Source organism: Bacillus cereus group sp. MYBK30-2 (genome assembly GCF_051915945.1).
In the GTDB taxonomy this organism is placed as follows: domain Bacteria; phylum Bacillota; class Bacilli; order Bacillales; family Bacillaceae_G; genus Bacillus_A; species Bacillus_A paramycoides.
In genome coordinates this window covers 44,039-68,631 of sequence record NZ_JBQAFR010000009.1, presented here as the reverse complement: position 1 = coordinate 68,631, position 24,593 = coordinate 44,039, and the positions used below count along the sequence as shown (strand labels likewise).

The following is a 24,593-nucleotide window of genomic DNA, read 5'->3' as shown; positions in this document are numbered from 1 at the left end:
GATTATTCAAAATTCAATTTCCGGAGGGGGGATTGACGGATGCTCAATAAAACAAATAAATGGACACCGTCTTTATTTCGAAATTATAAAAATGCAGAACATGATGCGTGTGGAATCGTTTCCGTTATGGAAAAACGAAGAATTCCTACAAAAGAAAATATCGACCTTTGTATACAATCACTAGTCAAAATGAATCATAGAGCTGGTTTCATTAATGGCGAAGGAGATGGTATCGGAATTCATATTGATGTACCAAAAGCACTTTGGAATGAAAAACTGAAAAGTAGCGGATATAATCCAACGATTGTGGATCATCCCCACTTTATCGTTGGACATTTTTTTCTAAATAAAAAAGAAAACATTGCTGATTTAAAAAATTACATTCGTACGCAACTACACAATGAAAAACTTACAATTCTTCTCGAAAATGATGATGTAATAAACCCCGATGCACTCGGTCCTCTTGGTAAACAAGAAGAACCTTTATTTTGGCAAGTTGCCCTTATCGCCGAAAGTGAAGTTGAAAATATTGAACAAACATTATTTTCTGTAACAGTAAAAATAGAAGAAAATGAAGCAATTCATGTTGCCTCATTAAGTCATGACCATGTTGTATATAAAGTTCTCGGTGCTGGCGATACACTTGTTGCTTATTACAATGATTTACAACACCCACTTATCGCTTCAACTATGACACTGGGACATAATCGCTATTCTACTAACACGTTATCTAATTTTTTTCGTGTACAACCATTTAGCATTCTCGGACATAATGGTGAAATTAACACGATTGCAAAATTACGCGATCAAGCTGAAATGATTGATGTATCACTCACTGCCGGGGGCAGTGATTCCCAAGATTTAAACCGCACCTTAGAAACCCTTCTCGTTCAGTATAACTACAGCTTATTTGAAGCGATGGATATATTATTTCCGCCAATTATTAATGAAATAAAACTTTACGAAACAAACTTACAAAACTTATACACTTATATACGTGAGGCCTGGGGGCACTTCGCACAAGGTCCAGCTGGCATCATTTCACGTTATAAGGATGAAGCTGTTTTCAGTGTTGATTCCCTCGGCTTACGCCCAGTGTGGAAAGTAGAGACAGAAAGCTCTTATATTTTCTCTTCTGAACCTGGGGTTGTATCACCAACTGAATATGTAGCAGAACCAAAACCACTCGCTCCCGGAGAAAAAGTCGGATTAAAATGGAATGAACAAAATGAACTTGTTCTCTATGAATACGACAAATACCAAACGGAAGTTTATAACCGCTTTAAAAAACGAATCGATGTTACCAATTATCATTTAAATTTATCTATCCCTGAAACGAAAGAAATTGGAGGATTATGTGATTCTGTTCAAGTCGAAACGAAGCAATACGTTGCTTTCGGCTGGGATCGAGAACATATTCAGCTTCTTGAACAGATGGCAACAAAAGGCGTCGAACCAATTCGTTCACTTGGGCATGACTCACCACTTGCCGCACTTGATACAGATAGACGAAATATTGCTGATTTCATTAAGGAGAGTGTAGCCGTTGTTACAAATCCAGCAATCGATCGTGATCGAGAAGTCGAACACTTCTCCACACGTACTGTACTCGGAGAGCGTCCGAGTTTATTAAACAACTCTAAACAGCCATTTGTAGTCGAGATGCTTTCACCAATTATTTTAGAAGGAAGTTTAGCCCAATCTATCGCGGAAGAATTAAATACGATTACGTATGAACAACTTATACAGCTATTCATTACTCATAGCTCTGTCTCTACAATTTCTATTACGTTCAGTCCATCAGAAACTTTACAATGCGCATTAAATCGAATTAGTTCTGAAGCGATAGCTGCCGTTACAAATGGTGCTTCCCTACTATTATTAGATGACGACAAAGCACATCAAAATGAACAGTTATGGATTGATCCACATTTAGTTACTGCTAAAGTACATCAAGCATTAACTGAAAATAAATTACGTCGAAACTGCTCTCTCGTTATACGTTCCGGTGCCCTACGCTCCTTACACGATATCGTAACGCTGTATGGATTAGGAGCAGATGGTATTAATCCATATTTATTGTTCGCAACTGTAAATGATGGAACAATAGCACCAATTACTAATTTATATACTGCACTTAATAAAGGACTAGAAAAAGTAATTTCAACAATTGGGATTCATGAATTACGCGGTTACGGTCGTCTCTTTTCCTCTATCGGATTGCATGAGGAAATCGCAAATACATTACAAATTACAAATTTCTTTGGTTCAAATGCTTTAGCTTTTTCACTTGAAGCACTTGCTGCAGACGCAAAAATGCGAGCGATTGATTATAACAATCCAAAAGTTAGAATGAGAAAATCATTTCATATATTCCCGCGGATTTGGAAAGCAATTGGTGATGTTGCAAAAGGAAACTCTTATGATGATTACCGCGATAAGTTAAGTGAATTAGAAGAAAATAACCCAATCGCAATTCGGCATCTTGTTCAAACAAAGCAAGCAAAGCATGTAGTTCCGACTGAAAAAGTTTCCATCGGTATTCACAATCATGATTTACCATTTATTATTAGTTCCATGTCATTCGGTTCTCAAAACGAGATTGCCTTTCGTGCGTATGCAGAAGCTGCCGATCAACTAAATATGATTAGTTTGAATGGTGAAGGCGGCGAAATTAAAGATATGATTGGTAAATATCCACATACACGTGGACAACAAGTTGCATCTGGCCGATTTGGAGTAAACGCCGAACTACTAAATTCATCAAATTTAATTGAAATAAAAATCGGTCAAGGTGCAAAGCCTGGTGAAGGTGGACATTTACCTGGTTCAAAAGTAACTGCCAAAATTGCTGAAGCACGTAATGCTACAATTGGTTCAGATTTAATTTCACCTTCTAACAACCATGATATTTATTCAATTGAAGACTTGGCTCAAATGATTACAGAAATTAAAACAGCTAACCACCTCGCAAAAGTAGCTGTTAAAGTCCCTATCGTTCCTAATATTGGAACAATTGCTGTAGGTATTGCAAAAGCTGGTGCTGATTTTATTAACATTAGCGGGTTTGATGGTGGAACAGGTGCTGCACGTATTCACGCATTGCAACATGTAGGTCTTCCTGTAGAAGTAGGTGTTAAAGCTGCTCATAACGCTCTATTAGAAGCGCATATGAGACATAAAGTAGAGATTTGGGCAGATGGTGGTATCCGTAGCGTAAATGACGCTTTGAAAATCATGCTCCTTGGAGCAAACAGAATTGGTTTTGGAACATTATCAATGATTGCAATTGGCTGTACAACTTGCCGTGGTTGTCATCTCGATACGTGCCACGTCGGAATTGCAACACAAATTGAATCTGAAGCTCAAGCGAAAGAACATGGACTGCGCCGTTTCGTTCCACGTGAATTAGAAAGCGCAGTTGCCGGGCTATTAAGCCTATTCACTACTTTCGGTGTAGAACTGAAACATTTAACAAGCCAGCTTGGTTACACAAACCTACAAGATATCGTCGGGCGCTCGGATTTATTAGAGCAAACTCGAGGCAAGGACTTATTAGACTTACGTAATTTAATACAAGCGATAGAAGATTCATCCGTGAAAATAACGAAAGCTGAACAAGAAAAACAATTTAAAACAACGAATTCTCTCCAGTCCAAAGAATTCGTAAGCGTCGGCGTAGAGCAACGCGTAATGGGTGGTCTAGAATCCTGTTATCGTGTTCGTAGTAAATTATATGAAAACACTCATCTTGAACCACTTACATTAAAGTATACAAACGGTTCTGTTCCTGGAAACGGATTAGGTGCTTACAATAGCGAAAACTTATTTATACACGTAAATGGTGGTGCGCAAGACGGCATTGGAAAAACTTCATTTGGCGGTGGCATTTATATAACGAAAGCAAAAGGAAAAGACGGAACATATTATAACGGTTCTGTCGGAAAAGGATTTGGATACGGCGCTCAAAAAGGGGCATTATACGTGCAAGGTAACGCCGATGCTCGTGCTGGCATTCGCCTCTCTGGAGCAGACATGATTATTGGAGGTAGAATTACAAAACCACTCCGTGAAAAGGAGCAAGGAAATATAGGAGCATATTCCAATATAAAAGGATTTGCTTTTGAATATATGACAAATGGTCGTGCTCTTGTTTTAGGAGATCCTGGTCCGTGGATTTGTGCTGGTATGACTGGTGGTGTTGTTTATTTACGTCACGAACCAACTTTAGGTTTAACAGAGCTGGCCTTAAAAAGAAGAATCGCTAAGGGAGCAAATGTAACATTACAACCAATTAGTAAAAATGGTGTGCAAAATGTGAATGAATTATTATTAGACTACATTCGTGTATTAAATGAGCATGAACAATATGAAGAAGTCGCTTTGTTAACACCACTATTAGATGATATTCAGCTTCACTTTTATGAAATTATCCCGAAAAAAGAACAGACGGATCCATCTATTTCAACTGAATAATATGTACAACATGTATTTTTTATAAAAAAATTGACGAAGTGAGCATCGCATAGTAATCTATAGTAACAATTTGAAACCTGCTGGAATTCAGCAGGTTTTTTCATTAGAGAATAGATGTTTAAAGAGAATTTGGATAAATTATAAAGTGAAACTTTAATCAGTATGGGGTGTTCATCCTTCACTAATTATTAGTCCACACCAATCGAGATAAATTAATCTTAATTTCTTTATTAAACTTTTTAACGTCACTAAAATATCACTTGCTAACATATTGTAATGAATGTATAGTATCATGTTGTACATTCATTATGACAAGAGAAAGGATATTAATAAGGGTATGAAACTTGGTGCTCGCATTTTAAAAACGGGTATTGCCATTACATTAGCTTTATTTGCTTGTATTTTACTTCAATTACCGAGTCCAGTATTTGCAGGAATCTCAGCTATCTTTGCTGTTCAACCGTCTGTATACCGCTCGTATTTAACTGCTCTTGAGCAAATCCAAGCAAACGTAATTGGTGCAGTATTCGCTATCGTATTTGCTACTGCTTTTGGACATAATCCTTTTATTATTGGATTAACATGTATATTAGTAATTGCTCTTACATTACAATTACGCTTAGAAAACACAATATCAATCGCTTTAGTAACGGTTATCGCCATTATGGAATATCAAGGCGAAGATTTCTTTAGTTTTGCCTTACTTCGATTTGCGACAATTATGATTGGAATTATTGCGGCTTCGCTTGTAAATTTAGTATTTATGCCGCCAAAATATGAAACAAAACTTTACCATCGCATCGTTGATAATACAGAGGAAATTGTCAAATGGATTCGTATGAATAGTAGGCAAGCTTCTGATTTTACAACTCTAAAAACCGATATTGATCGCATGAAAGAAAAAATGATTAAACTAAATCATTATTATTTACTTTATAAAGAAGAAAGAAGTTACACGAAGAAAATACAATTCGCAAAAATTCGCAAACTTGTTTTATTTAGACAAATGTTAGCGACAACAAGTCGTGCTTTAAGTACATTAAAGTCATTACACCGTACTGAAAATGAACTGCGCTATATGCCAGAAGAATTTCAGGAGTCTATTCAAAACGAACTCGATTCGTTAACGCATTATCACGAACAAGTTTTGTTAAAGTTTATTGGGAAAGCAAAGAAACAACAATCTGTTGAGATGCTTGATGAAGTTGAAACAGGTAAACAAGAATTGATTGATATCTTTATGGATTATCAAAACAAGGACGATGAGGAAGCATATAAAATATGGTTACATCTCTTCCCTCTTATTTCTTCAATTATTAATTATAGTGAAGAAGTAGAGCATTTAGATTTACTTGTGGATAGCTTCTACACATACCATAAACCAGAAAGTGAACTCCAAATCGACGATAAAAAAGAAGACGAATAAAAAACAGCTCCTTTTACGCTAAAGGAGCTGTTTCTGTTATATGTTGAAGCTGATATAAATTGTAATAAAATCCCCTTTTTTTCATTAACTCTTCATGAGATCCTTTTTCCTTTATTTCACCATCTTCAACATAAATAATTGTATCGACATGCGTAATCGTCGCTAATCGATGTGCAATAATAATTGTCGTTCGATCTGCAGCTAACGTTTGAAGTGCCTCTTGAATATATCGTTCATTCTCTAAATCTAAAGCTGAAGTTGCTTCATCCAATATAAGCAAAGACGGATTCTTTAGAAAAACCCGTGCGATTGCTACACGCTGTCTCTGTCCACCAGATAATTTCACACCGCGCTCCCCAACGACAGTATCATAGCCATCTGGCAATTCTGTAATAAAATCATGAATTTGCGCAGCTTTGGCAGCTGCAATCACTTCTTCCTCTGCAGCTCTCGGATTTCCATATAAAATGTTAGCCCCAATCGTATCACTAAATAATAAATTATCTTGCAGTACAATTCCAATATGGCTGCGCAAATTTCTCATATCATACTCTCTTACATCTATCCCATCTACATAAACTGCACCGTCAGAAACATCATAAAAGCGTGGAATTAAACTGGCGAGAGATGACTTTCCTCCCCCACTCGCTCCTACAAGCGCTATCTTCTCTCCTGGCCGCATAGTTAATGATAAATTATGCAATATCTCTTTTTCATCCGCATTATAACGAAAAGAAACATTATCAAATATAACTTCTCCATCTAACCCTTTAGCTTGCACTGCATTTGGCACATTAACAATATCGTATTTTTCATCTAACAATTCAAACACTCGATCCATTGATGCGAAAGACTGCGTTAATGTTGTAGATGAATTGACGAGGCGACGAAGCGGACTATATAAACTATCCATATATCCGACAAAGGCCACCATAGTCCCCAGTGTTAACGAACCTTGAATTACTTCATACGCTGCAAAACCAATAACAAGTAACGGCCCTAAATCCGTTAACGTATTCACTGCTGAAAACGTTCTCGCCGTCCAATTCGTATGAGTTAGTGCTTTCGTTAAAAATTCATTATTTCTCTTTTCAAACTGTCCTCTTTCATACTCTTCTAATGCAAAGCTACGTGTCACTTGCATCCCTTGAATACGTTCATGTAAATACCCTTGCATAGTAGCTAACGCTTGTGAGCGCTCTTTCGTCAATTTTCGAAGACGCCCGAAAAAATATTTCACTGCAACTACATAAATAGGTAAGATCAATAAAGCAACAAAGGTTAATTTTATATTCATAGAAAACATAACGATAATGGCAATAACAATTGTTGCAGTATCTAACCAGACATTCATAAGACCGGTAATTACAAAGTCCTTCGTTTGTTCTACATCATGGATTACACGTGAAATAATCTCTCCTGTTTTTGTGTTCGAATAATAGCGTAAGCTTAACTTTTGTAAGTGTCCAAAAATATGTTTTCTTAAATCGTATAGTATTGTATTGGCAATGCGTTGCGCGAAATATTGCCGATAGTATTCTATCGGCGGTCTTAATACTGCAAAAATAAAAAAAGCAATCCCAATTGCGGTTATTAATTGGGACGTTTTTTCTTGAAGCGAGCCCCCACCTTGAATAACATCATCAATAATATACTTTAATAACCATGGCATAATAAGCGGAATACCGAACTTAACAAGACCAATAATAATTGTAATAGCAATGAGCCATCGATATGGTTTAACAAATTGTAAATATCTTTTTATACCTTGCACATAATCCCCCCTCTAATAGGACAAACCTGCCGGGAAATCCCCTGCAGGTTTGTTTTAATTTCTGTACATTAAATATCTTTCGTACCACATATCTACGAAATCCGGTGCGAATGGACCTTTTCTTTGATGAATCCACTGTGTTAAATGTGCTACATTTCGTTTTAAAATTGTATCAATAACAGGTGGATACTGCATGATTTGACTATGCTTTTCATACTCATCTTCATCTAAAAGTGTATATGTCATATCTGGATACACTTTAATATCTAAATCGTAATCAATATACTTTAATGCTTCAGAGTCATATGCAAAAGGAGAACTTAAATTACAATAATAATATACTCCTTCTTCCCTTAGCATTCCAATCACATTAAACCAATAATTGGCATGAAAATAACAAATCGCAGGTTCACGAGTAATCCATGTTCGGCCATCTGATTCTGTAACTACTGTACGATCATTCGCTCCGATCACAAGACTCTGCGTCCCTTTTAAAATTGTTGTCTCTTCCCACATTCTATGAATGGAGCCATTATGTTTATAACTATGTATTTGTACCTTTTCTCCTTCTTTGGGAAATCCCATATATGCTCCCTTCTTTCAGCTGCAAATGCCATTCTTAAGTTGCCTCAACTACCCCTTGAACTGCATTCACTTTTTTTCTATTATAACTTTTTTGTCAAAATTTTAAAACTAAAGCGATAAGCCTCTAGTTTTCACGATGAATTTAATGAAGTTTTATTATTGGATTGAACATCTTCAATCCTTTTAACAAAGGAAAATTCCCATTGGATTAGTAAAACGTATTTTCCGAAGATTAAACGAGGATATAACAAAAGAAAAGCCCTTTCTCATCTCCATTTAAGGAAGGGCTTTTCACCTACAATTCACAATATGTCTCATCCTTAATTTGAAATTATTTTTTCGGTTTCAAAAGATTGAATCACGTTATTCGTTTGTTGTTCAAATCTTTCATGCAAAAGCTTTAATGCTAATTCTGTTCTATATATTTCTTGACGGATAAAATGTAATTCTTTTTTATCACACGTATCTCTTTCACTCATTTCAATTTGCTGATATTTTTCTAAATGTGCTTGTAACTTTAACAGCTCATCCATCGTTTCCAATTGCTCTCCTACCAACTTATCAAAATCGTTCATCACTTGCCCCCTTTTTAATTCATTCAACAGTTGTAATTCCTATTACATATTTCTAATCGTTAACTTCTTTCTCCTTTGACTACATTTGTTGACTTATTAGAAGTTATGTCGGTCATTATATTTTCATTACAATGACCTTCACGTAAAGAAAACACTTCTCTTGAGTTAGAGAAGTGTTTTTCCTTCGTTACTGATTTGAGCTAGAAGATTGTGATTTTTTTGCAGCTGATTGTGCGTTTGCTTGTTTCACTGCATGCACATCTGTTTCAGTTGCAAACTCTGTACCATAACTAGCATTTGCACTTTGAGCACCAGAAGCTTGTGCTTTCTTTGCTTCTGATTGTGCGTTTGCTTGTTTTACTGATTGTACATTTGTTTCAGTTGCAAATTCTGTACCATAGCTAGCATTTGTACTTTGAATGCTAGCACCAGAAGTTGCCTTATTATAACCTTGTTGTTTTTTACTCATCTTTCTCACCTCCACAACAAATAATGTAACCAATTTATCTAGAATCTATCCGTAATTTTCTTTTTATAATTTCCGCATATATCTCTTATCACTCATTCAAACTACACATGACGGAGGTGGATATATGTACGCTGGACGCGATATGACTGAACTAACTATGATTTCAAAAAATGAATGGAAAGAAGATGAATTAGCTTATTTTCATCATTCATTTCAGCAAATTATGCCTTATCTAAACGTAGAGGGGCAAACGATTTATAAAGAAATTGTGAAAGAAATTGAGTCACGGGGTGGATTATAAAAGCGCGATTCTTTAAACTCAGAGTACAAAATTATTTTCAATAAAAAAACGTGTTCCAAAATTCTAGAACACGTTTTTTTCATTTATTGCATTGTAATTTTCTCAACACAATTTTCGTAAATAGTACGATGTGATTTCGAGAAAGGTAACTGTTCAAATGCTTCTTTCGATACAAACTTTAATGTATCTGTGTCGGTAATATCGCCTGTTACCTTTCCGTAAAACACGAATATATCCCAAGTACGGTGTGTAAAAGTATGTTGTACATTCATCGCGTATTCATCAATTGAAACAGAGAGTCCGAAGCTTTCCTTCATATAATCCGTAAGCTGTTGTTTCTGATTTCGAATACCTTCACCGAGTTCAATATTCGGGAACTCCCACATATTAGCCAATAGTCCCGCACTTGGGCGTTTATTAATTACGTAACGACCATCTTCAGTTCGAAGCACCCCTGCAACGAGCGGTACCATTGTAGGTGCTTTCGCTTTACTTTTCACTGGTAGTTCTTTTTGAACACCCTCAGCATACCCTCGGCAATGTTCACGCACAGGACAAAGTAAGCAAGATGGGTTTTTCGGTATACAAATTAATGCCCCTAATTCCATCAAACCTTGATTAAAATAAGATGGATTTTCTGTTGAGATAATTTCACGCACAATATCTTCAAAAACTTTTCTAGTCTTTGGTTTTGCAATATCATCCCACACTGATAAAATACGAGATAATACGCGCATAACGTTTCCATCAACTGCTGGCTCTGGTATACCGAATGCAATACTTAAAATGGCACCTTTTGTATATGGTCCCACTCCTTTTAATTTTTCTATTTTCTTTACATCGCTCGGTACTTTCCCGCTATATACTTCTTTTACCTCTTTTACTGCGGCATGTAAATTTCGTGCTCTAGAATAATAACCTAAGCCTTCCCATGCTTTTAATACTTCTTCATCATCGGCATTTGCTAGCGCCTCAAGCGTAGGAAACTTCCCCATAAAATTTGCGTAATATGGTTTTACAGCTTCTACCCGTGTTTGCTGTAACATAATTTCAGAAACCCAAACCCGGTATGGATCTTTATTTTTTCGCCACGGTAAATCGCGTTGTTCTTTTTCAAACCAACCAATTAAATCATTTTGAAACTGCTCTATGTTAAACTTATTTAATATTTCAAGTGCCAAACTTGATCCCCCTCATTTTTTTGCATATAAGTACTATTATAAAGATTTTAGGAAAAAATTTAAGTAAGATGACATAGGAAATAGAAGGCAAAGGACTTGAGGTATCGAATAAAAAGAGTTACATTAATAAAAAACGGAGGTGGATTTCTATGGATACAGCCACTCACCTTGTTATGGGCGTTACTCTAGGCAGTTTGGCAACGTTAGATCCAGTCATAGCACAAAGTGATATTGGGCCACAAGCAGTGATGCTCGCAACAATTGCCGGTTCCAATATTCCTGACATCGATACAGTTTTAAAATTGCGTAATAACGCTAAATATATAAGAAATCATCGTGGAATTACTCATTCCATTCCTGCAGTGATTCTTTGGTCATTCCTTATAAGTGGCATCTCTTTCGCCTTCTTTTCAGACGCTCCATATCTGCATCTATTACTTTGGTCATTTATTGCCGTCTTTCTTCATGTCTTTGTGGATATTTTCAATGCCTATGGTACACAGGCATTACGGCCCTTCACAAGAAAATGGGTAGCACTCGGCATAATTAATACGTTCGATACTGTCATTTTCTTTATCCATATACTCGCTATCGCCTGTATGCTTGTCGGAGCACATAAAGGATACACTGCTTTAGCAGCGTATATATTAATGTTTGTTTACTACATCGGCCGCATTATGATGCATCGAAATATCAAAAGTGTAGTATACAAACGTTTCAAAAATGTAGAGAAAGTAATTATTTCTCCCTCTTACAAATTTTATCATTATCATTTAGCCGTCGTTACAACTGAACATTACTACGTCGCAAGATGGCACCGCGGTAACATTCTTGTATACGATAAATTTGATCGTGTACCATTCCCGAATACTGCCATTATGCAAGCTGCTGTGCGGGATGAAAATATCTCTGCTTTCTTATCTTTCTCGCCTGTATACCGCTGGGATATTTTCGATTATGATAACTATTCTGAAGTTCGGTTCATTGATTTACGGTATCGAAGTAAAGATTATTATCCATTCGTTGCAATCGTTCAGCTCGATCAAAATTTAAATATTATTAGTTCATATACAGGGTGGATTTTCAGCGAAGAAAAACTTCGAAAGAAACTGGAATTGCTTCCACATTAAAAAAAGCGACCTAAGTCGCTTTTTTTAATGTTTCAAATGATCTTCTTGATTGATCAAATGGCTATACTTCGGATTATTTGTACGCATTTCATGAAGGCGCCCTCCATGATTATTAATCCATGTTCGTACCACTTGCTCAGTCATTTCATCACCTTGGTAACGGCCTGATTTAGCATAAGTTGTTTGAAAGTCTTCCCACAGTAATTCAACCCATGCACGAGCTTGTGCGTAAGAAAGGTTGTCATTCTTATCTAATAATTCTTTCGTTAATGTTTCATAAATATCATTCATGTTCTATTCTCCTTTTACCTATTTATTCCCTTAATTTCTAAAGGATAGTTTTTTCTATTTTGCACATTCTATAATTGATACTTCTTAAAGAGGTATCAACTGATAATGAGGGGGCGTTCTTAATGGGTAGACAAGCCGAATTTTGGTCTGAATCAAAAAATAACAGCAAAATCGACGGTCAACCGAAAGCGAAATCACGCTTCGCTTCGAAAAGACCTAACGGCACAATTAACACGCACCCACAAGAACGTATGCGTGCTGCAAATCAGCAGGAAGAGTAGTACAAACTAAACTAAATTAACTTCCTACACGAGGTGATAAAGATGAGCTACCGTGACCATTTAGATAGTCGTTCTGAATTATTTAACCATACGTGGACTCGTCCGAAACATGCGAAAGCGCAAGTTAACGGACAGACGCAACAAACCCAGTCTCTCATTATATTGGCAAATGAATCTAAAAAACGCCAATTTTAGAATCTCCTATCTCCTTTAACGCCTACCAAAGATGAAAACCAGAGAGATATTCACTCTCTGGTTTTTATTTTTCCTGCAGCAAGGAAATTGGTATTCCAATCTCTTCATTATCATTTTGCTGCTTATATCCCCAAGCAAATACCCCATTGAAATACGTAATTTTAAATAATATACCAGGTTCTTCTACTAATTCATATGTCTCACCAATATGAAACTTGTTTATATCAGTCATATAAGCACGAGCCATAGCCATCTTTCTCATTAATACATCGAATTCATTTACAATTCCAAGTTGCTCAGCCTTTACTGCTTGCTCCTTCAAAACCCCAATTTCTTCTCGAAGCTCATGTGGTGTCATTTCACTGTAGCGTTTTGGCATATTCATCTTATTCCCTCATCCCTCTTCTCGTTTCATTTGCAAAAATATCTCTATCTCATCAATAGAGAATCCTTTTCGATATAGCGCTTGTTTCATCTTATTTTCGAATGTCCATCCATCATACTTCTTATATTTCTCATAATATTTATTCCCATGATAGTGTAACGCTTCTTGCTGCTTTTCGTCATCTTTTTCGTCTTTCAATTCTTCAAGACAAATTTGAATCACATCTCTAGAATAGCCTTTACGAACAAGCATTTCTTCTAACTTTTGTTTCATTTGTAAAAATGAATGCTTTTGATAAGATTTTTTCTTCTTTTCTATAAGAACTAAAGCATTTTCAATTTGCTTCTCCTTTGGATACTCTTGTAAACTATGTGTAATGATTAGGTCCTGAACACCTTTACTTATCAGCGCTCTTCTAATAACAGTTGGGCCTTTTTGATTTACATTACTTTGCGTTCGTACATACAAAGTGGCGTACTCTTTATCATTAATATATCGATCATGTAATAATTTCGAAATGACTTCAGAGATGATGGCCTGCCCCACTTCTTTTTTTTGTAAAAAATCTTCTACTTCTTGTTTTGTTCTCATCTGATATGATAAATAGGAAATGGCTTGTAAATATGCTTTTTGTACCTCTTCATTGTACAAAATATTTCCTAACTCTACTTCATCAATTTCTAAACCTTTTTGTAATCCATGTTTCATTAAGATTACTTGATTTACACTAAATCCGTACTCTTCACCTTGACCTTTATCAATATAAATATTAAATCGTTCTTTCGATCGTTTTTGTACTTCTATTTTTGTAATGACAGCCATACTCTCACCTCTCTATTATTTTAACATAGTCAAGAAACATTTTTGCTTTTCAAGAATATATATAATGAGGAGGAAATTCTTGTGAAAATCGCAATTTCTGGTGGCTCTGGCTTTATAGGCAAATACCTTTCTAGTTTTTTTATTCAAAAGGGATATACCGTCTATATTCTTACTCGAAAAAAGGTAGATGAAACTTCAAATCCTAACCTTCAATACGTACAATGGACACCTGACTTACACACTTTTCCCCTCTCTTCTATCGATGTAATTATTAATCTAGCGGGGGAGTCTATTAATAGCAGATGGACAAAGAAACAAAAGGAAATAATTTTAAATAGTAGGATTCAAACAACAACAGGGCTCATTAAACAATTGCAAGCACTCAAAACAAAACCACACACATTTATTAACGCAAGTGCTATTGGATACTATGGAACATCTGAAACCGAATCTTTTACAGAACAACAAGAGACTCCCGGGAATGACTTTTTAGCAAATACAGTATATTTATGGGAGCAAGAAGCATCTAAAGCCCGCTCCCTTGGAATAAGAACTATCTATACAAGATTTGGAGTCGTATTAGGGGCAGATGGAGGCGCTTTTCCAAAAATGCTACTCCCCTATCAATTATATATCGGAGGTACAATTGGATCTGGAAACCAATGGTTATCATGGATTCATGTAGATGATGCCGTTCGCATGATTGATTTCATCATACACAAAAAAGACATTGCCGGGCCTCTTAATATTACAGCGCCAACACCGATAAGGATGAAAGAATTCGGTAAAACCATTGCCACTATAACCGAACGACCTCATTGGTTACCTGTTCCTCCATTTGTACTTCGCGCTTTACTCGGTGAGATGAGTATACTCGTATTAGAAGGGCAACATGTATTACCTAATAAAGCTATTGAATATGGATATCAATACACATTTCCAACAGTAAACCATGCATTACAAAATATACTCTTGCATACAATATAGTACTTCTAAAATAAAATTTTAAAGGAAACTTATCCCGCTATTTGCAGGCGGTAAGACTCCCACCTCAAAATTCGACTGTAAAGCAAAGAAGTTAGGTGGGGGCCGACTGTCCGTAAAAGTCCGATTGTGAGGACTAATAATCAGTGGGGGATGAATCCCCTTTACTTTATCCCCTCCAAAACTTTCATTTTCTAGACTCCGGAGCATTACTACACGAAAAACCTTTCAGTTGCTTTGTCTAAACTTATACTACACACATTACAAGGTGACGGAAATGAGGTATCTATGAAAATACTGCTCAAACAAGCCATTGTATATCCTATTACATCCCAAAGGTTTCAAGGAGATGTACTCGTTACAGGAGAACGAATCACCGCGGTTAAACCTTATATTGATCCTACTCAAGATATGACCGTTATAGATGCACGAGCTCTTCATCTCCTACCTGGATTTATTGATGTCCATACTCACCTTGGCCTCTACGATGAAGGTACCGGTTGGGCTGGCAATGATGCAAATGAAACATCTGAAGTTTCAACACCACATATCCGTTCTTTAGACGGAATCCATCCTTTTGATATTGCATTTCAAGATGCTGTACAAAATGGAATTACAACTGTTCACGTTATGCCTGGAAGCCAGAACATTATAGGGGGTACTACTTGTGTCATAAAAACCGCTGGAACTTGTATTGATCATATGATTATTCAAGAACCTGCTGGTCTAAAAATTGCCTTTGGAGAAAACCCTAAAAAGGTCCATAGCAACGGAACAAAAGAATCAATTACACGTATGGGAATTATGGGCCTGCTTCGAGAATCCTTCTACGAAGCACAACATTACGGACATGAAGCCGATTTTCGAATGCTTCCTATTTTAAAAGCACTCCGCCGGGAAATACCGGTACGTATCCACGCTCACCGTGCAGATGATATTAATTCTGCTTTACGCTTTGCGACAGAATTCAATCTTGATTTACGTATTGAACATTGTACTGAAGGACACTTTATTGTTGAGGAACTTTCGAAACACAATTTAAAGATTTCAGTTGGCCCTACTCTTACACGACGTTCAAAAATCGAACTTAAAAACAAAACATGGGATACTTACCATATATTATCGAAAAGTGGAATAGAAGTCTCTATTACAACAGATCACCCTTATACACCTATTCAATATTTAAATGTTTGCGCTGCCATTGCAGTAAGAGAAGGATTAGATGAAAAAACAGCGTTGGAAGGAATAACTATTTTTCCAGCTCGAAATTTACGTTTAGAGGATAGAATTGGAAGCATTGAGGTTGGAAAAGATGCTGATCTCGTGTTGTGGACTCACCATCCTTTCCATTATTTAGCTAAGCCTGTACTCACGATGATTGACGGAAAAATAATTTACAAAAAAAATAAAAAAAACTAGTTTATTTTTTTGACTAGATAAAGTATTATACGATTATAAACTGAATGAAACCATAATCAATTTGTGTCGTGATTATCATTTTCAAATTGATGAATGGGGAAGGCAAATGGTGCGCCACCAGCGTTATAAACTGGTTCTAGTGGGTTCGATTCCCACCCCGAAATTTTTTAAAGATTGATATAAAAATTTCGAGGGTGGGGTGTTTTTTCGTCATGCTACCCTCGTGTGAGGAGGAGTTAGTATGTTGAAAAAACGCGACTTACACGACAGCCACGTTCTATACGAGTTAATGGTGGATCCAGCTGTCTTCCCTTTTGTGCGTCAAAAGGCTTATTCTTATGAAGAATATTTATTTTTAACAAAACAAACAATTGAAGCCGAAGAGCGTGGAGAATTGATCTCACGCACAATTTTAGATGAATGGGGTAACCCCATCGGCACGATTACTTTATTTGATGTGCAAGAAAAAGCCGGATTCCTCGGGACATGGCTTGGCAAACCATATCATGGTAAAGGATATAATAAATTGGCGAAAGATTCATTTTTTAGCGAACTTTTCTATGAATTAGATATTGAAACGATCTTTATGCGTATTCGTAAAATAAATATCCGTTCTATTAAAGCTGCCGAAAAACTACAATATGTAAATCTAGCAAACGAAACAAGAAAAGCCGTTTATGATGAAATTAACGCGCATGAAGAAGTATATAACTTATATGAAATTCCAAAAGATCAATATACACTTGCAACAATGCGAGATACAACCTTCCAAGAAGCACACCAATTAAAAGAAGCATAATCTAAAATTTCAGAAATGATAATTAATCAATACTAGTTTAACATATATGTATATCACCCCATGTCTTTGGAAACGATAGATAGTGACTTTAGGACACGAGGTGATTTGTAATGGATAAAAAGAAACGTGATAAAGCAAAAAACACATTATCTAGTACACAAGAAGTTCTCTATCAACGAGAATTCCGAAAAGCAGATCGTGCAGCGGGTTATCGCTCAAAAGGTATTTAAAGTGAAAATGAATAATTAGAAGATTTCCCCCTAATTATTCATTTTCATTACATAGGTTTTTCCAAGTGATAGGATAGAATTGAAAAAGGTTCCTTATTTATAAGGAACCTTTTTCTGTGGACAACTTTATCCACAACACCTGTATAATTGTGCATAAATTCAAAAAACATTTTACAAATTCATTTATTTAAACGAATACCAAATGTAAGAATTGTGGATATTTTTCTAAAAATTGTGGACTATGTGGATATAGTTGTTAATATTCCGACTTTACTGTCTAATGAAAACGCAATCCTTTGTGGATAAGTTAATAATGCACGTTTATTTTTGTTTAAATAATAAAAAACCCTCTTTAAAAGTTTAAAAGAGGGGTTTCATATTAAGTAAAAGATTCGGCAAGAGCCGGTGATTTAATAGGTATATGATTCGGCTCTGCATGATTTTCTGCCAAAATTGTATCCACGATATTACCTGCCGGTTCAGGACGATAAATACTCTTCATGGCTTCTTTCATTTGGAGAAGCTTCATATCATCTTGTAATAACGCCTCTGTTTTTGCAAAAACCTCACTGTCATCACGGATTACAACTGCAGCCCCTTTTCTTTCAAAATACAACGCATTTTCATTTTCTTGTCCTGGGACAGGCTTATATAAAATGACTGGTACTTGTAATGCTGCCGCTTCGCTTAATGTAATACCACCTGGCTTCGTAATCATACAAGAAGTAACACGGAATAACTCATCAATGTTTTCAACATAACCAAATACTTTTAAAGCATCAGAACTTTTCTCCTGTAGTCCCAATAAATCCTGCTTTAAAGCTTCGTTTTTCCCACAAACGACAACTACTTGTAAATTTGGTACTGACATAAATGACTGGCATAGTTCTTTTACACTCCCAAGCACACCATGAGCACCTGCTACAATTAGTAAAATCTTTTTATCCTTACATAACTGGTATTTATTATATATAATTTCTGGATTTATCTTTAGCTCAAAACTACTACGAATCGGAATCCCTGTTTCAACAATTTGCTCTGAAGGCACACCAATATCAACCATCACTTTTTTCACATGATCAGTTGCTACAAAATAACGATCTACTTCTCGATGAATCCATATTTTATGCACGCAAAAATCCGTTAATACGTTATAAACAGGAATAGAAATACCTATTTGTTTTTTCAATTCTGGTACAGCGATGATTGGAAAGGTATTGATAACAATATCCGGTTTCTCCGCCTGTAAGAGCGACTTCAAACGTTTTCTCCCAAAATTCGCATACCAAGATGCTATTTTCTTATCATAAATTTTTTCTACACCGTAATAAAACAAACGATATAATTCTTTTCCTATCGTATAACTTTTTAAATACAAATATTTTGTAATATCGGTTATAACCGGATGTGATTCTCCAAACAAGTCGCATACGATTACATCTTTGATTCCTTTTTGGCGAAATGTTTGTTCTAATGTTTTTGCTACTTGCACATGACCGTTACCGTAATGTGCAGTTAATATTAAAACCTTGGGGTTTTTTATCAAACAAATCCACTCCTAGCTTTTTGTTTCTCCATATTGCATATACGACAATAGGAAAAACATTTTCCTTAAAAATTACATACTCGGATTCCAATACTCTCCTGTTAGCTATGTACCTGTCGTGGATATGCAAAGCATATAAGATTGACCCCTTAATCCTATCTGTGCTCATATCTTTACATTATACTTTCCTATAAGAGCTTTCGCAATAACTTACAAACGTTCTATATTCCATGATACTCATTCTTTTACTTCTTAATTCTTTTTACTATTTTGATTTCCCTTTACAATTATGTAAATTTCTCCGCTTATTCTTTACAAAAATATGGATATTCTATTTTCAGTATACTCCTTTCTAAATATATACTCTATATTTTCTTATGAAGAAACAAAAAGCCTAATCCAATATATGGATTAGACTGCTTTTAAAATATGTTTCGCATGTTCAACATTTTCTTCTGTCGGTGGATTCACATCCGCAAGTGGATACTTATGTCCAAGTGCCTCCCATTTATAGACACCGAGCTTATGATATGGCAACACTTCCACTTTCTTAACATTAGATAAGCTTTGAATAAAGCTTGATAATTTTTGCAGATCTTCTTCACCATCAGTAACACCAGGAACCAATACATGTCTTACCCAAATTGGTTTCTTTCTGTCTGATAAATAACGAGCAAATTGTAAAATATGTTCATTGGGTTTCCCTGTTAATTTACGATGTTTCTTTGAATCAATATGCTTCAAATCCAATAAAACTAAATCTGTATAATCCATTAAAATATTTAGCTTGCTTTGGAATTCTGGTTCTTCAGAATAACAACCGCCAGAAGAATCGATTGTTGTATGAATACCAGCTTCTTTGCACTTTTTAAACAACTCAATTAAGAAGTCTAACTGTAGTAGTGGCTCTCCACCGCTAACCGTTATACCGCCTCCAGAAGCTTCAATAAATGGAAGGTAACATGTCACATCCTGCATCACTTCTTCAACTGTTATTTCTTTTCCCTTACCAATCTCCCACGTATCAGCATTATGACAATATTGACAACGTAATAAACACCCTTGTGTAAATATGACATAACGAATCCCTGGGCCATCAACAGTACCACAAGACTCTACAGAATGTATTCTTCCTTTTACCATGTTACTTCCTCCTTTATTGAAACAGCCCCCCTCCACCATATATTAAAAGCAGAGGGGCACTTTTTTCACTTACATGCTTTCATGCATTGTACGGTTAATTACATCAATTTGCTGTTCACGAGTTAATTTAATAAAGTTAACAGCGTAACCAGATACACGAATTGTTAATTGTGGATATTTTTCAGGATGCTCCATTGCATCCATTAATGTTTCACGATTAAATACGTTAATATTTAAGTGATGTCCTTCTTTTATTGCGTATCCATCAAGCATAGATACTAAGTTACGTACTTGTACATCATCTTCTTTACCAAGCGCTTTTGGAATAATAGAGAATGTATTAGAAATACCATCTTGTGCATCTTCATATGGTAATTTAGCTACAGATAATAATGACGCTAATGCACCTTTTGTATCACGGCCATGCATTGGGTTTGCACCTGGTGCAAATGGTTCTCCAGTACGACGTCCATCTGGAGTGTTACCAGTTTTCTTACCGTATACAACGTTAGATGTGATTGTTAAGATTGACATTGTATGAACAGAATTGCGATATGTTTTATGTTTGCGAAGCTTATTCATAAATGTTTTCACAAGATTTACTGCAATTTCATCTACACGATCATCATTGTTACCGTATTTAGGGAAATCTCCCTCGATTTCGAAATCAACTGCAATACCATTTTCATCACGAATTGGTTTTACTTTTGCATATTTAATTGCACTTAAAGAGTCTGCTACTACAGATAGACCCGCGATACCTGTTGCCATCGTACGAAGAACGTTTGTATCATGAAGTGCCATTTCAATACGTTCATAGCTATATTTATCGTGCATGTAGTGGATAACATTTAATGTGTTTAAATATAGACCCGCTAACCATTCCATTGTCATATCAAACTTATGCATAACTTCTTCATAATCTAATACTTCAGAAGTAATTGGTGCGTACTCAGGACCAACTTGAGCTTTTGATTTTTCATCTTTACCGCCGTTAATCGCATATAATAATGCTTTTGCTAAGTTTGCACGTGCTCCGAAGAACTGCATTTGTTTACCAATTCTCATTGCAGATACACAACAAGCAATACCGTAGTCATCACCATATTCTGGACGCATAATGTCATCATTTTCGTATTGAATTGCTGATGTTTTAATAGACATTTTCGCACAGTAGTTTTTAAAGTTTTGTGGTAATTGTTTAGACCAAAGAACTGTTAAGTTTGGTTCTGGTGCTGGCCCTAAATTATCTAATGTATGCAAGAAACGGAATGAGTTCTTTGTTACTAATGGACGACCGTCTAGTGCAATACCACCGATAGATTCAGTTACCCAAGTTGGATCTCCAGAGAATAGTTCATTATAATCAGGTGTTCTTGCAAATTTCACAAGACGTAATTTCATAATGAAATGGTCAACAATTTCTTGTGCTGCTTCTTCTGTTAAAGTACCATTTGCTAAATCTCTTTCAATATAAATATCTAAGAATGTAGAAGTACGTCCAAGGCTCATTGCTGCCCCGTTTTGTTCTTTAATTGCTGCAAGATAAGCGAAGTATAACCATTGGAATGCTTCTTGTGCATTTGTTGCTGGCTTAGAAATATCGAAGCCATGAGAAGCAGCCATTTGTTTTAATTCTTGAAGTGCACGCATTTGCTCAGATAATTCTTCGCGTAAACGCATTGTCTCTTCGCTCATTACACCACCAGTTAAATTAAAATCAGCTTTTTTCGCTTCAATTAAATGGTCTATACCATATAACGCTACGCGGCGATAATCACCGATAATACGTCCACGTCCATATGCATCTGGAAGACCAGTAATAACGCCTGATTTACGAGCTGCTTTCATTTCTGGTGTATATGCATCAAATACACCTTGGTTATGAGTTTTGCGCCAGTCTCTGAAAATACTACTAAGTTCTTTGTCCATTTCATATCCATAAGCTTCACAAGCTTGTTCTGCCATACGAATACCACCATATGGTTGTAAAGAACGTTTAAATGGTTTATCAGTTTGGAAACCGACTACCTTTTCAATATCTTTATTTAAATATCCTGGTTCATGTGATGTAATAGAAGAAACAATTTTTGTATCCATATCAAGAACGCCACCGTTTTCACGTTCCTTTGTTGTTAAATCCATTACTTGATCCCAAAGTTTTTTCGTTGCTTCAGTTGCTCCCGCTAAGAAAGAGTCTTCTCCTTCGTAAACGTTTACATTATTTAAAATGAAATCGCGAACATCAATCTCTGCTTTCCACTTTTCACCTTTAAAGTTTTCCCACGCGTTTTTTACGTTTTCTAATACTTGAGTCATCCTAATCTCCTCCATTTTTGATTAGTACAGGACTAAGATTTTTTATATAACAGCTTACACACTTAGAATACTACTTTTTTTCGGAAGTGGACGAAATAGTTGTGACATGTTTGTGAAATGTTGAGCAAACTACTATATACATAGTGTAAACTTCATTTTAAATCCTTTGTAATTAACCCTTTCTTTAATTGTATTTTTTTGTACCCTTATATACGAGTCCTATTTTGTAATATAAGAACGATACCCATTGTAGAGCTGTAATACTCTTATCTCCTAGTCTGTTATAGTTTTTTATAGCAGACTGAAAAGAAGTGTACCTAATAGGTACACTTCTTTTCACAATAAGATAAAGTGAAGCTTTAATCAGTGTGGGCTTTCAAGTCCAGCACTCCTCTAGAACCGCTATATAACTCCTCTATTTCTATTTCCGTCGTAAAATCCCCCGCGAGTATCTTGTAATGTAATTACTTGTTCTAGACCTTCTATATGATCACCAATTATTCTTAACACAGCCGGTGGATGCCCTATTCGTGCAAAATGTTCACTGGGACGAACCCGATTCATCTTATCAACATCAATACGAGTCACACATGCAATTTCAAAACCCGAAAGCGCAGCCTTTACTTGCGCTACACAAGGTGATATTAAGGATTTATACCCTATTATTTTCCAACATGTACAACTAAACGCATGAGGAACAGTAATGAGAGATCCTACCCCTAAATATTTCCTATCACAAGCTAGATTTAATGCATACTTAAATACAGTTACAAGATGAAGCGGCGATCGTAAATCCAAATAATAGTTTAGATCATTTAATGCGACATCTCTTCCGTCTGCAATTGCTTTTGCGAAAGGATACAAGTCACTAGCTGGAATAACAAAGTCGCCATCTATAAATAGTATAATATCCCCTTTCACAAAATAGGTTCCAAGTGAACGCCCCACATCATTTCCAAGCGCTTCTTTTAAAAAAAGACTATCCAAAAAGGACAGTCTTTTACACTTCTATATTTCGTAACATCGTATAAATGTCATTATTCACTTTACCAAAGGATTTAATGTTATTTTGAATGTTAGATAATAAAACAACATACACACTTCCATTTTTACTAAATCCATTTAAACAATTCCAACCTGGCATTACACCGTGATTCGAATAACTTCCCGGATCTACATACCATCCAAATCCATAATCCTTCTTCACAGCTGTAAACATTTGATTGTAACTCTCTTTTGAAATTAATTTTCCAGAGAATAGCGCTTCATTAAATAAATATAAATCATGCGCGCTTGTATATATATCACCGCAACCATATAATTGTGACATGCTCGGAATATTAGGTGTTGTCATATTATTATTTACTATTTTATAACCAGTTGATGGGAATCTTGTTTGTTCTAACGCTTTACCAAAACCAGAATGCTTCATACCAGCAGTAGCAAAGATGTGCTGTTTAATATATTCTTCTAATGGTTGCCCACTTACTTTTTCCACAATGTAGGCAAGTATGGAGTAATTCGAATCTGAATACTTCCATTTCTCTCCTGGAGCCCCAATACGCTTTTGGTTTCCTATTCGCTTTATCAATTCCTCATGAGAAATATCATCTTTTCCCTGCTCATATTCAGGAATTCCTGATGTATGTGTTAATAAATGTTTTAGCTGAATACCATTACCTTGAGGGAAATTCGGAATATACTTTGCAACTGTATCCTCTACTTGTAATTTATTTTGATCTTTCAGCTGCATAATAGCTGTTGCTACGAACGCCTTTGAGATAGAGCCAATATAAAAAGCCGTTTCCGAATTATTCGGTATTTGTTTCTCTTTATTCGCCATACCGTATCCTTTATTCAAAAGGACTTTTCCATTCTTCACAATAACAGCTGTTCCACTAAAACCTGTGCCCTGCAAATATTGATCCAATTGAGCGTTTTCATTAATTTCTTGAGGTGGTCCTTCTGCCTGCTTCTCAATTACTTGTGCTTGCTTTGCTAGTTCTTCCTGTTCTTTCAGTTCTTTTTGTTTTTGAGCCTCTTGCCTTTTCATTTCTTCTTGCTTTTTTATCTCTTCTTGTTTCTTCATTTCTGCTGCCGCTTTTAAAGTTTCCTCTTTTTTATTATGCGCAACAATTTTTGTATACATGAAATATACAAGTGAAAATAGTAGGGCTAGAATAATTGTTCTTTTTATGTATACAATCGACCGATTTGCTTTCCCATTAACAGTATTTTTTTCCTGATCCATGATTACCTTTT

General features: G+C 35.8%; 22 protein-coding genes and 2 pseudogenes. 10 read left to right on the top strand and 14 right to left on the bottom strand.

Features of this window, described 5'->3' with window-relative positions; genetic code table 11:
- The first annotated feature begins 39 nt into the window (after window positions 1-39).
- Together ACTFQM_RS25310 and ACTFQM_RS25305 are read left to right on the top strand one after the other, a co-directional pair.
- On the top strand, window positions 40-4,476 hold the full coding sequence (locus ACTFQM_RS25310) for a glutamate synthase-related protein (protein WP_440036765.1): 4,437 nt from the start codon (window positions 40-42) through the stop codon (window positions 4,474-4,476).
- Between the two features lie 337 nt (window positions 4,477-4,813).
- Entirely contained in the window at window positions 4,814-5,902 is a 1,089-nt protein-coding gene (locus tag ACTFQM_RS25305; RefSeq protein ID WP_002174754.1) for an FUSC family protein, read from the top strand.
- A gap of 13 nt (window positions 5,903-5,915) precedes the next feature.
- On the opposite strand, the gene ACTFQM_RS25300 is transcribed toward ACTFQM_RS25305, so the two are convergent.
- From ACTFQM_RS25300 to ACTFQM_RS25285, 4 genes are all read right to left on the bottom strand, one after another.
- Window positions 5,916-7,676, bottom strand: coding sequence for an ABC transporter ATP-binding protein (locus ACTFQM_RS25300; RefSeq protein WP_440036763.1), 1,761 nt, complete (start codon window positions 7,674-7,676; stop codon window positions 5,916-5,918).
- Between the two features lie 54 nt (window positions 7,677-7,730).
- Window positions 7,731-8,261, bottom strand: coding sequence for a nucleoside tri-diphosphate phosphatase (gene ntdP, locus ACTFQM_RS25295; RefSeq protein WP_000506627.1), 531 nt, complete (start codon window positions 8,259-8,261; stop codon window positions 7,731-7,733).
- A gap of 320 nt (window positions 8,262-8,581) precedes the next feature.
- Entirely contained in the window at window positions 8,582-8,836 is a 255-nt protein-coding gene (locus tag ACTFQM_RS25290; RefSeq protein ID WP_002174752.1) for a YgaB family protein, read from the bottom strand.
- Window positions 8,837-9,023: 187 nt separating this feature from the next.
- Window positions 9,024-9,305, bottom strand: a complete 282-nt coding sequence (locus tag ACTFQM_RS25285; RefSeq protein WP_025148687.1) for a gamma-type small acid-soluble spore protein — start codon at window positions 9,303-9,305, stop codon at window positions 9,024-9,026.
- A 124-nt stretch (window positions 9,306-9,429) separates the two neighbouring features.
- On the opposite strand from ACTFQM_RS25285, the gene ACTFQM_RS25280 reads away from it, so the two are divergent.
- Window positions 9,430-9,606 carry a hypothetical protein gene (locus ACTFQM_RS25280; protein WP_002174748.1) on the top strand — a complete coding sequence of 59 codons (177 nt, stop codon included), beginning with the start codon at window positions 9,430-9,432 and terminating at the stop codon, window positions 9,604-9,606.
- Between the two features lie 83 nt (window positions 9,607-9,689).
- On the opposite strand, the gene mutY is transcribed toward ACTFQM_RS25280, so the two are convergent.
- Window positions 9,690-10,787 (bottom strand): A/G-specific adenine glycosylase, encoded by a 1,098-nt coding sequence (gene mutY / locus ACTFQM_RS25275; RefSeq protein ID WP_440036760.1) that lies wholly within the window; start codon window positions 10,785-10,787, stop codon window positions 9,690-9,692.
- Window positions 10,788-10,936: 149 nt separating this feature from the next.
- Between mutY and ACTFQM_RS25270 the strand changes: the two genes are divergently transcribed.
- Complete coding sequence (locus tag ACTFQM_RS25270) at window positions 10,937-11,917, top strand: metal-dependent hydrolase (RefSeq protein ID WP_002174746.1); 981 nt, start codon at window positions 10,937-10,939, stop codon at window positions 11,915-11,917.
- Between the two features lie 24 nt (window positions 11,918-11,941).
- On the opposite strand, the gene ACTFQM_RS25265 is transcribed toward ACTFQM_RS25270, so the two are convergent.
- A complete protein-coding gene (locus ACTFQM_RS25265) occupies window positions 11,942-12,208 on the bottom strand; it encodes a YfhJ family protein (RefSeq protein WP_002174745.1) in 267 nt (88 codons plus the stop codon).
- 122 nt (window positions 12,209-12,330) lie between these two features.
- Between ACTFQM_RS25265 and ACTFQM_RS25260 the strand changes: the two genes are divergently transcribed.
- Window positions 12,331-12,489, top strand: coding sequence for a small, acid-soluble spore protein K (locus ACTFQM_RS25260; protein ID WP_002010326.1), 159 nt, complete (start codon window positions 12,331-12,333; stop codon window positions 12,487-12,489).
- 42 nt (window positions 12,490-12,531) lie between these two features.
- Entirely contained in the window at window positions 12,532-12,684 is a 153-nt protein-coding gene (locus tag ACTFQM_RS25255; protein ID WP_033795415.1) for a YpzG family protein, read from the top strand.
- A 64-nt stretch (window positions 12,685-12,748) separates the two neighbouring features.
- Here the strand turns inward: ACTFQM_RS25255 and ACTFQM_RS25250 are convergent, their stop codons facing one another.
- Window positions 12,749-13,069 (bottom strand): YfhH family protein, encoded by a 321-nt coding sequence (locus tag ACTFQM_RS25250; RefSeq protein ID WP_440036759.1) that lies wholly within the window; start codon window positions 13,067-13,069, stop codon window positions 12,749-12,751.
- 9 nt (window positions 13,070-13,078) lie between these two features.
- The gene (gene recX, locus ACTFQM_RS25245; protein ID WP_025148689.1) at window positions 13,079-13,891 is read right to left on the bottom strand and encodes a recombination regulator RecX; all 813 of its coding nucleotides are present in this window, start codon (window positions 13,889-13,891) and stop codon (window positions 13,079-13,081) included.
- An 81-nt stretch (window positions 13,892-13,972) separates the two neighbouring features.
- Here recX and ACTFQM_RS25240 point away from each other — a divergent pair, with 81 nt between their 5' ends.
- The 4 genes from ACTFQM_RS25240 (at window position 13,973) to ACTFQM_RS25225 (ending at window position 17,323) form a co-directional block, all read left to right on the top strand.
- On the top strand, window positions 13,973-14,878 hold the full coding sequence (locus tag ACTFQM_RS25240; RefSeq protein ID WP_440036758.1) for a TIGR01777 family oxidoreductase: 906 nt from the start codon (window positions 13,973-13,975) through the stop codon (window positions 14,876-14,878).
- Between the two features lie 285 nt (window positions 14,879-15,163).
- On the top strand, window positions 15,164-16,294 hold the full coding sequence (locus ACTFQM_RS25235; RefSeq protein WP_440036756.1) for an amidohydrolase: 1,131 nt from the start codon (window positions 15,164-15,166) through the stop codon (window positions 16,292-16,294).
- Between the two features lie 241 nt (window positions 16,295-16,535).
- A complete protein-coding gene (locus ACTFQM_RS25230; RefSeq protein WP_002091129.1) occupies window positions 16,536-17,093 on the top strand; it encodes a GNAT family N-acetyltransferase in 558 nt (185 codons plus the stop codon).
- Window positions 17,094-17,203: 110 nt separating this feature from the next.
- On the top strand, window positions 17,204-17,323 hold the full coding sequence (locus tag ACTFQM_RS25225) for a YfhE family protein (RefSeq protein ID WP_002174739.1): 120 nt from the start codon (window positions 17,204-17,206) through the stop codon (window positions 17,321-17,323).
- 379 nt (window positions 17,324-17,702) lie between these two features.
- Here ACTFQM_RS25225 and ACTFQM_RS25220 read toward each other — a convergent pair whose 3' ends face one another.
- The 6 genes and pseudogenes from ACTFQM_RS25220 to ACTFQM_RS25195 form a co-directional block, all read right to left on the bottom strand.
- Entirely contained in the window at window positions 17,703-18,869 is a 1,167-nt protein-coding gene (locus tag ACTFQM_RS25220) for a diglucosyl diacylglycerol synthase (protein WP_440036754.1), read from the bottom strand.
- 411 nt (window positions 18,870-19,280) lie between these two features.
- Window positions 19,281-20,012, bottom strand: coding sequence for a pyruvate formate-lyase-activating protein (gene pflA / locus ACTFQM_RS25215; protein WP_002174737.1), 732 nt, complete (start codon window positions 20,010-20,012; stop codon window positions 19,281-19,283).
- A 69-nt stretch (window positions 20,013-20,081) separates the two neighbouring features.
- The gene (gene pflB, locus ACTFQM_RS25210; protein WP_071718698.1) at window positions 20,082-22,331 is read right to left on the bottom strand and encodes a formate C-acetyltransferase; all 2,250 of its coding nucleotides are present in this window, start codon (window positions 22,329-22,331) and stop codon (window positions 20,082-20,084) included.
- A gap of 152 nt (window positions 22,332-22,483) precedes the next feature.
- A pseudogene (locus ACTFQM_RS25205) lies at window positions 22,484-22,698 on the bottom strand (hypothetical protein).
- Between the two features lie 35 nt (window positions 22,699-22,733).
- A pseudogene (locus ACTFQM_RS25200) lies at window positions 22,734-23,312 on the bottom strand (glycosyl transferase); the annotation flags it as partial.
- Between the two features lie 19 nt (window positions 23,313-23,331).
- Window positions 23,332-24,582, bottom strand: a complete 1,251-nt coding sequence (locus ACTFQM_RS25195; RefSeq protein ID WP_440036753.1) for a serine hydrolase — start codon at window positions 24,580-24,582, stop codon at window positions 23,332-23,334.
- Window positions 24,583-24,593 lie beyond the last annotated feature (11 nt).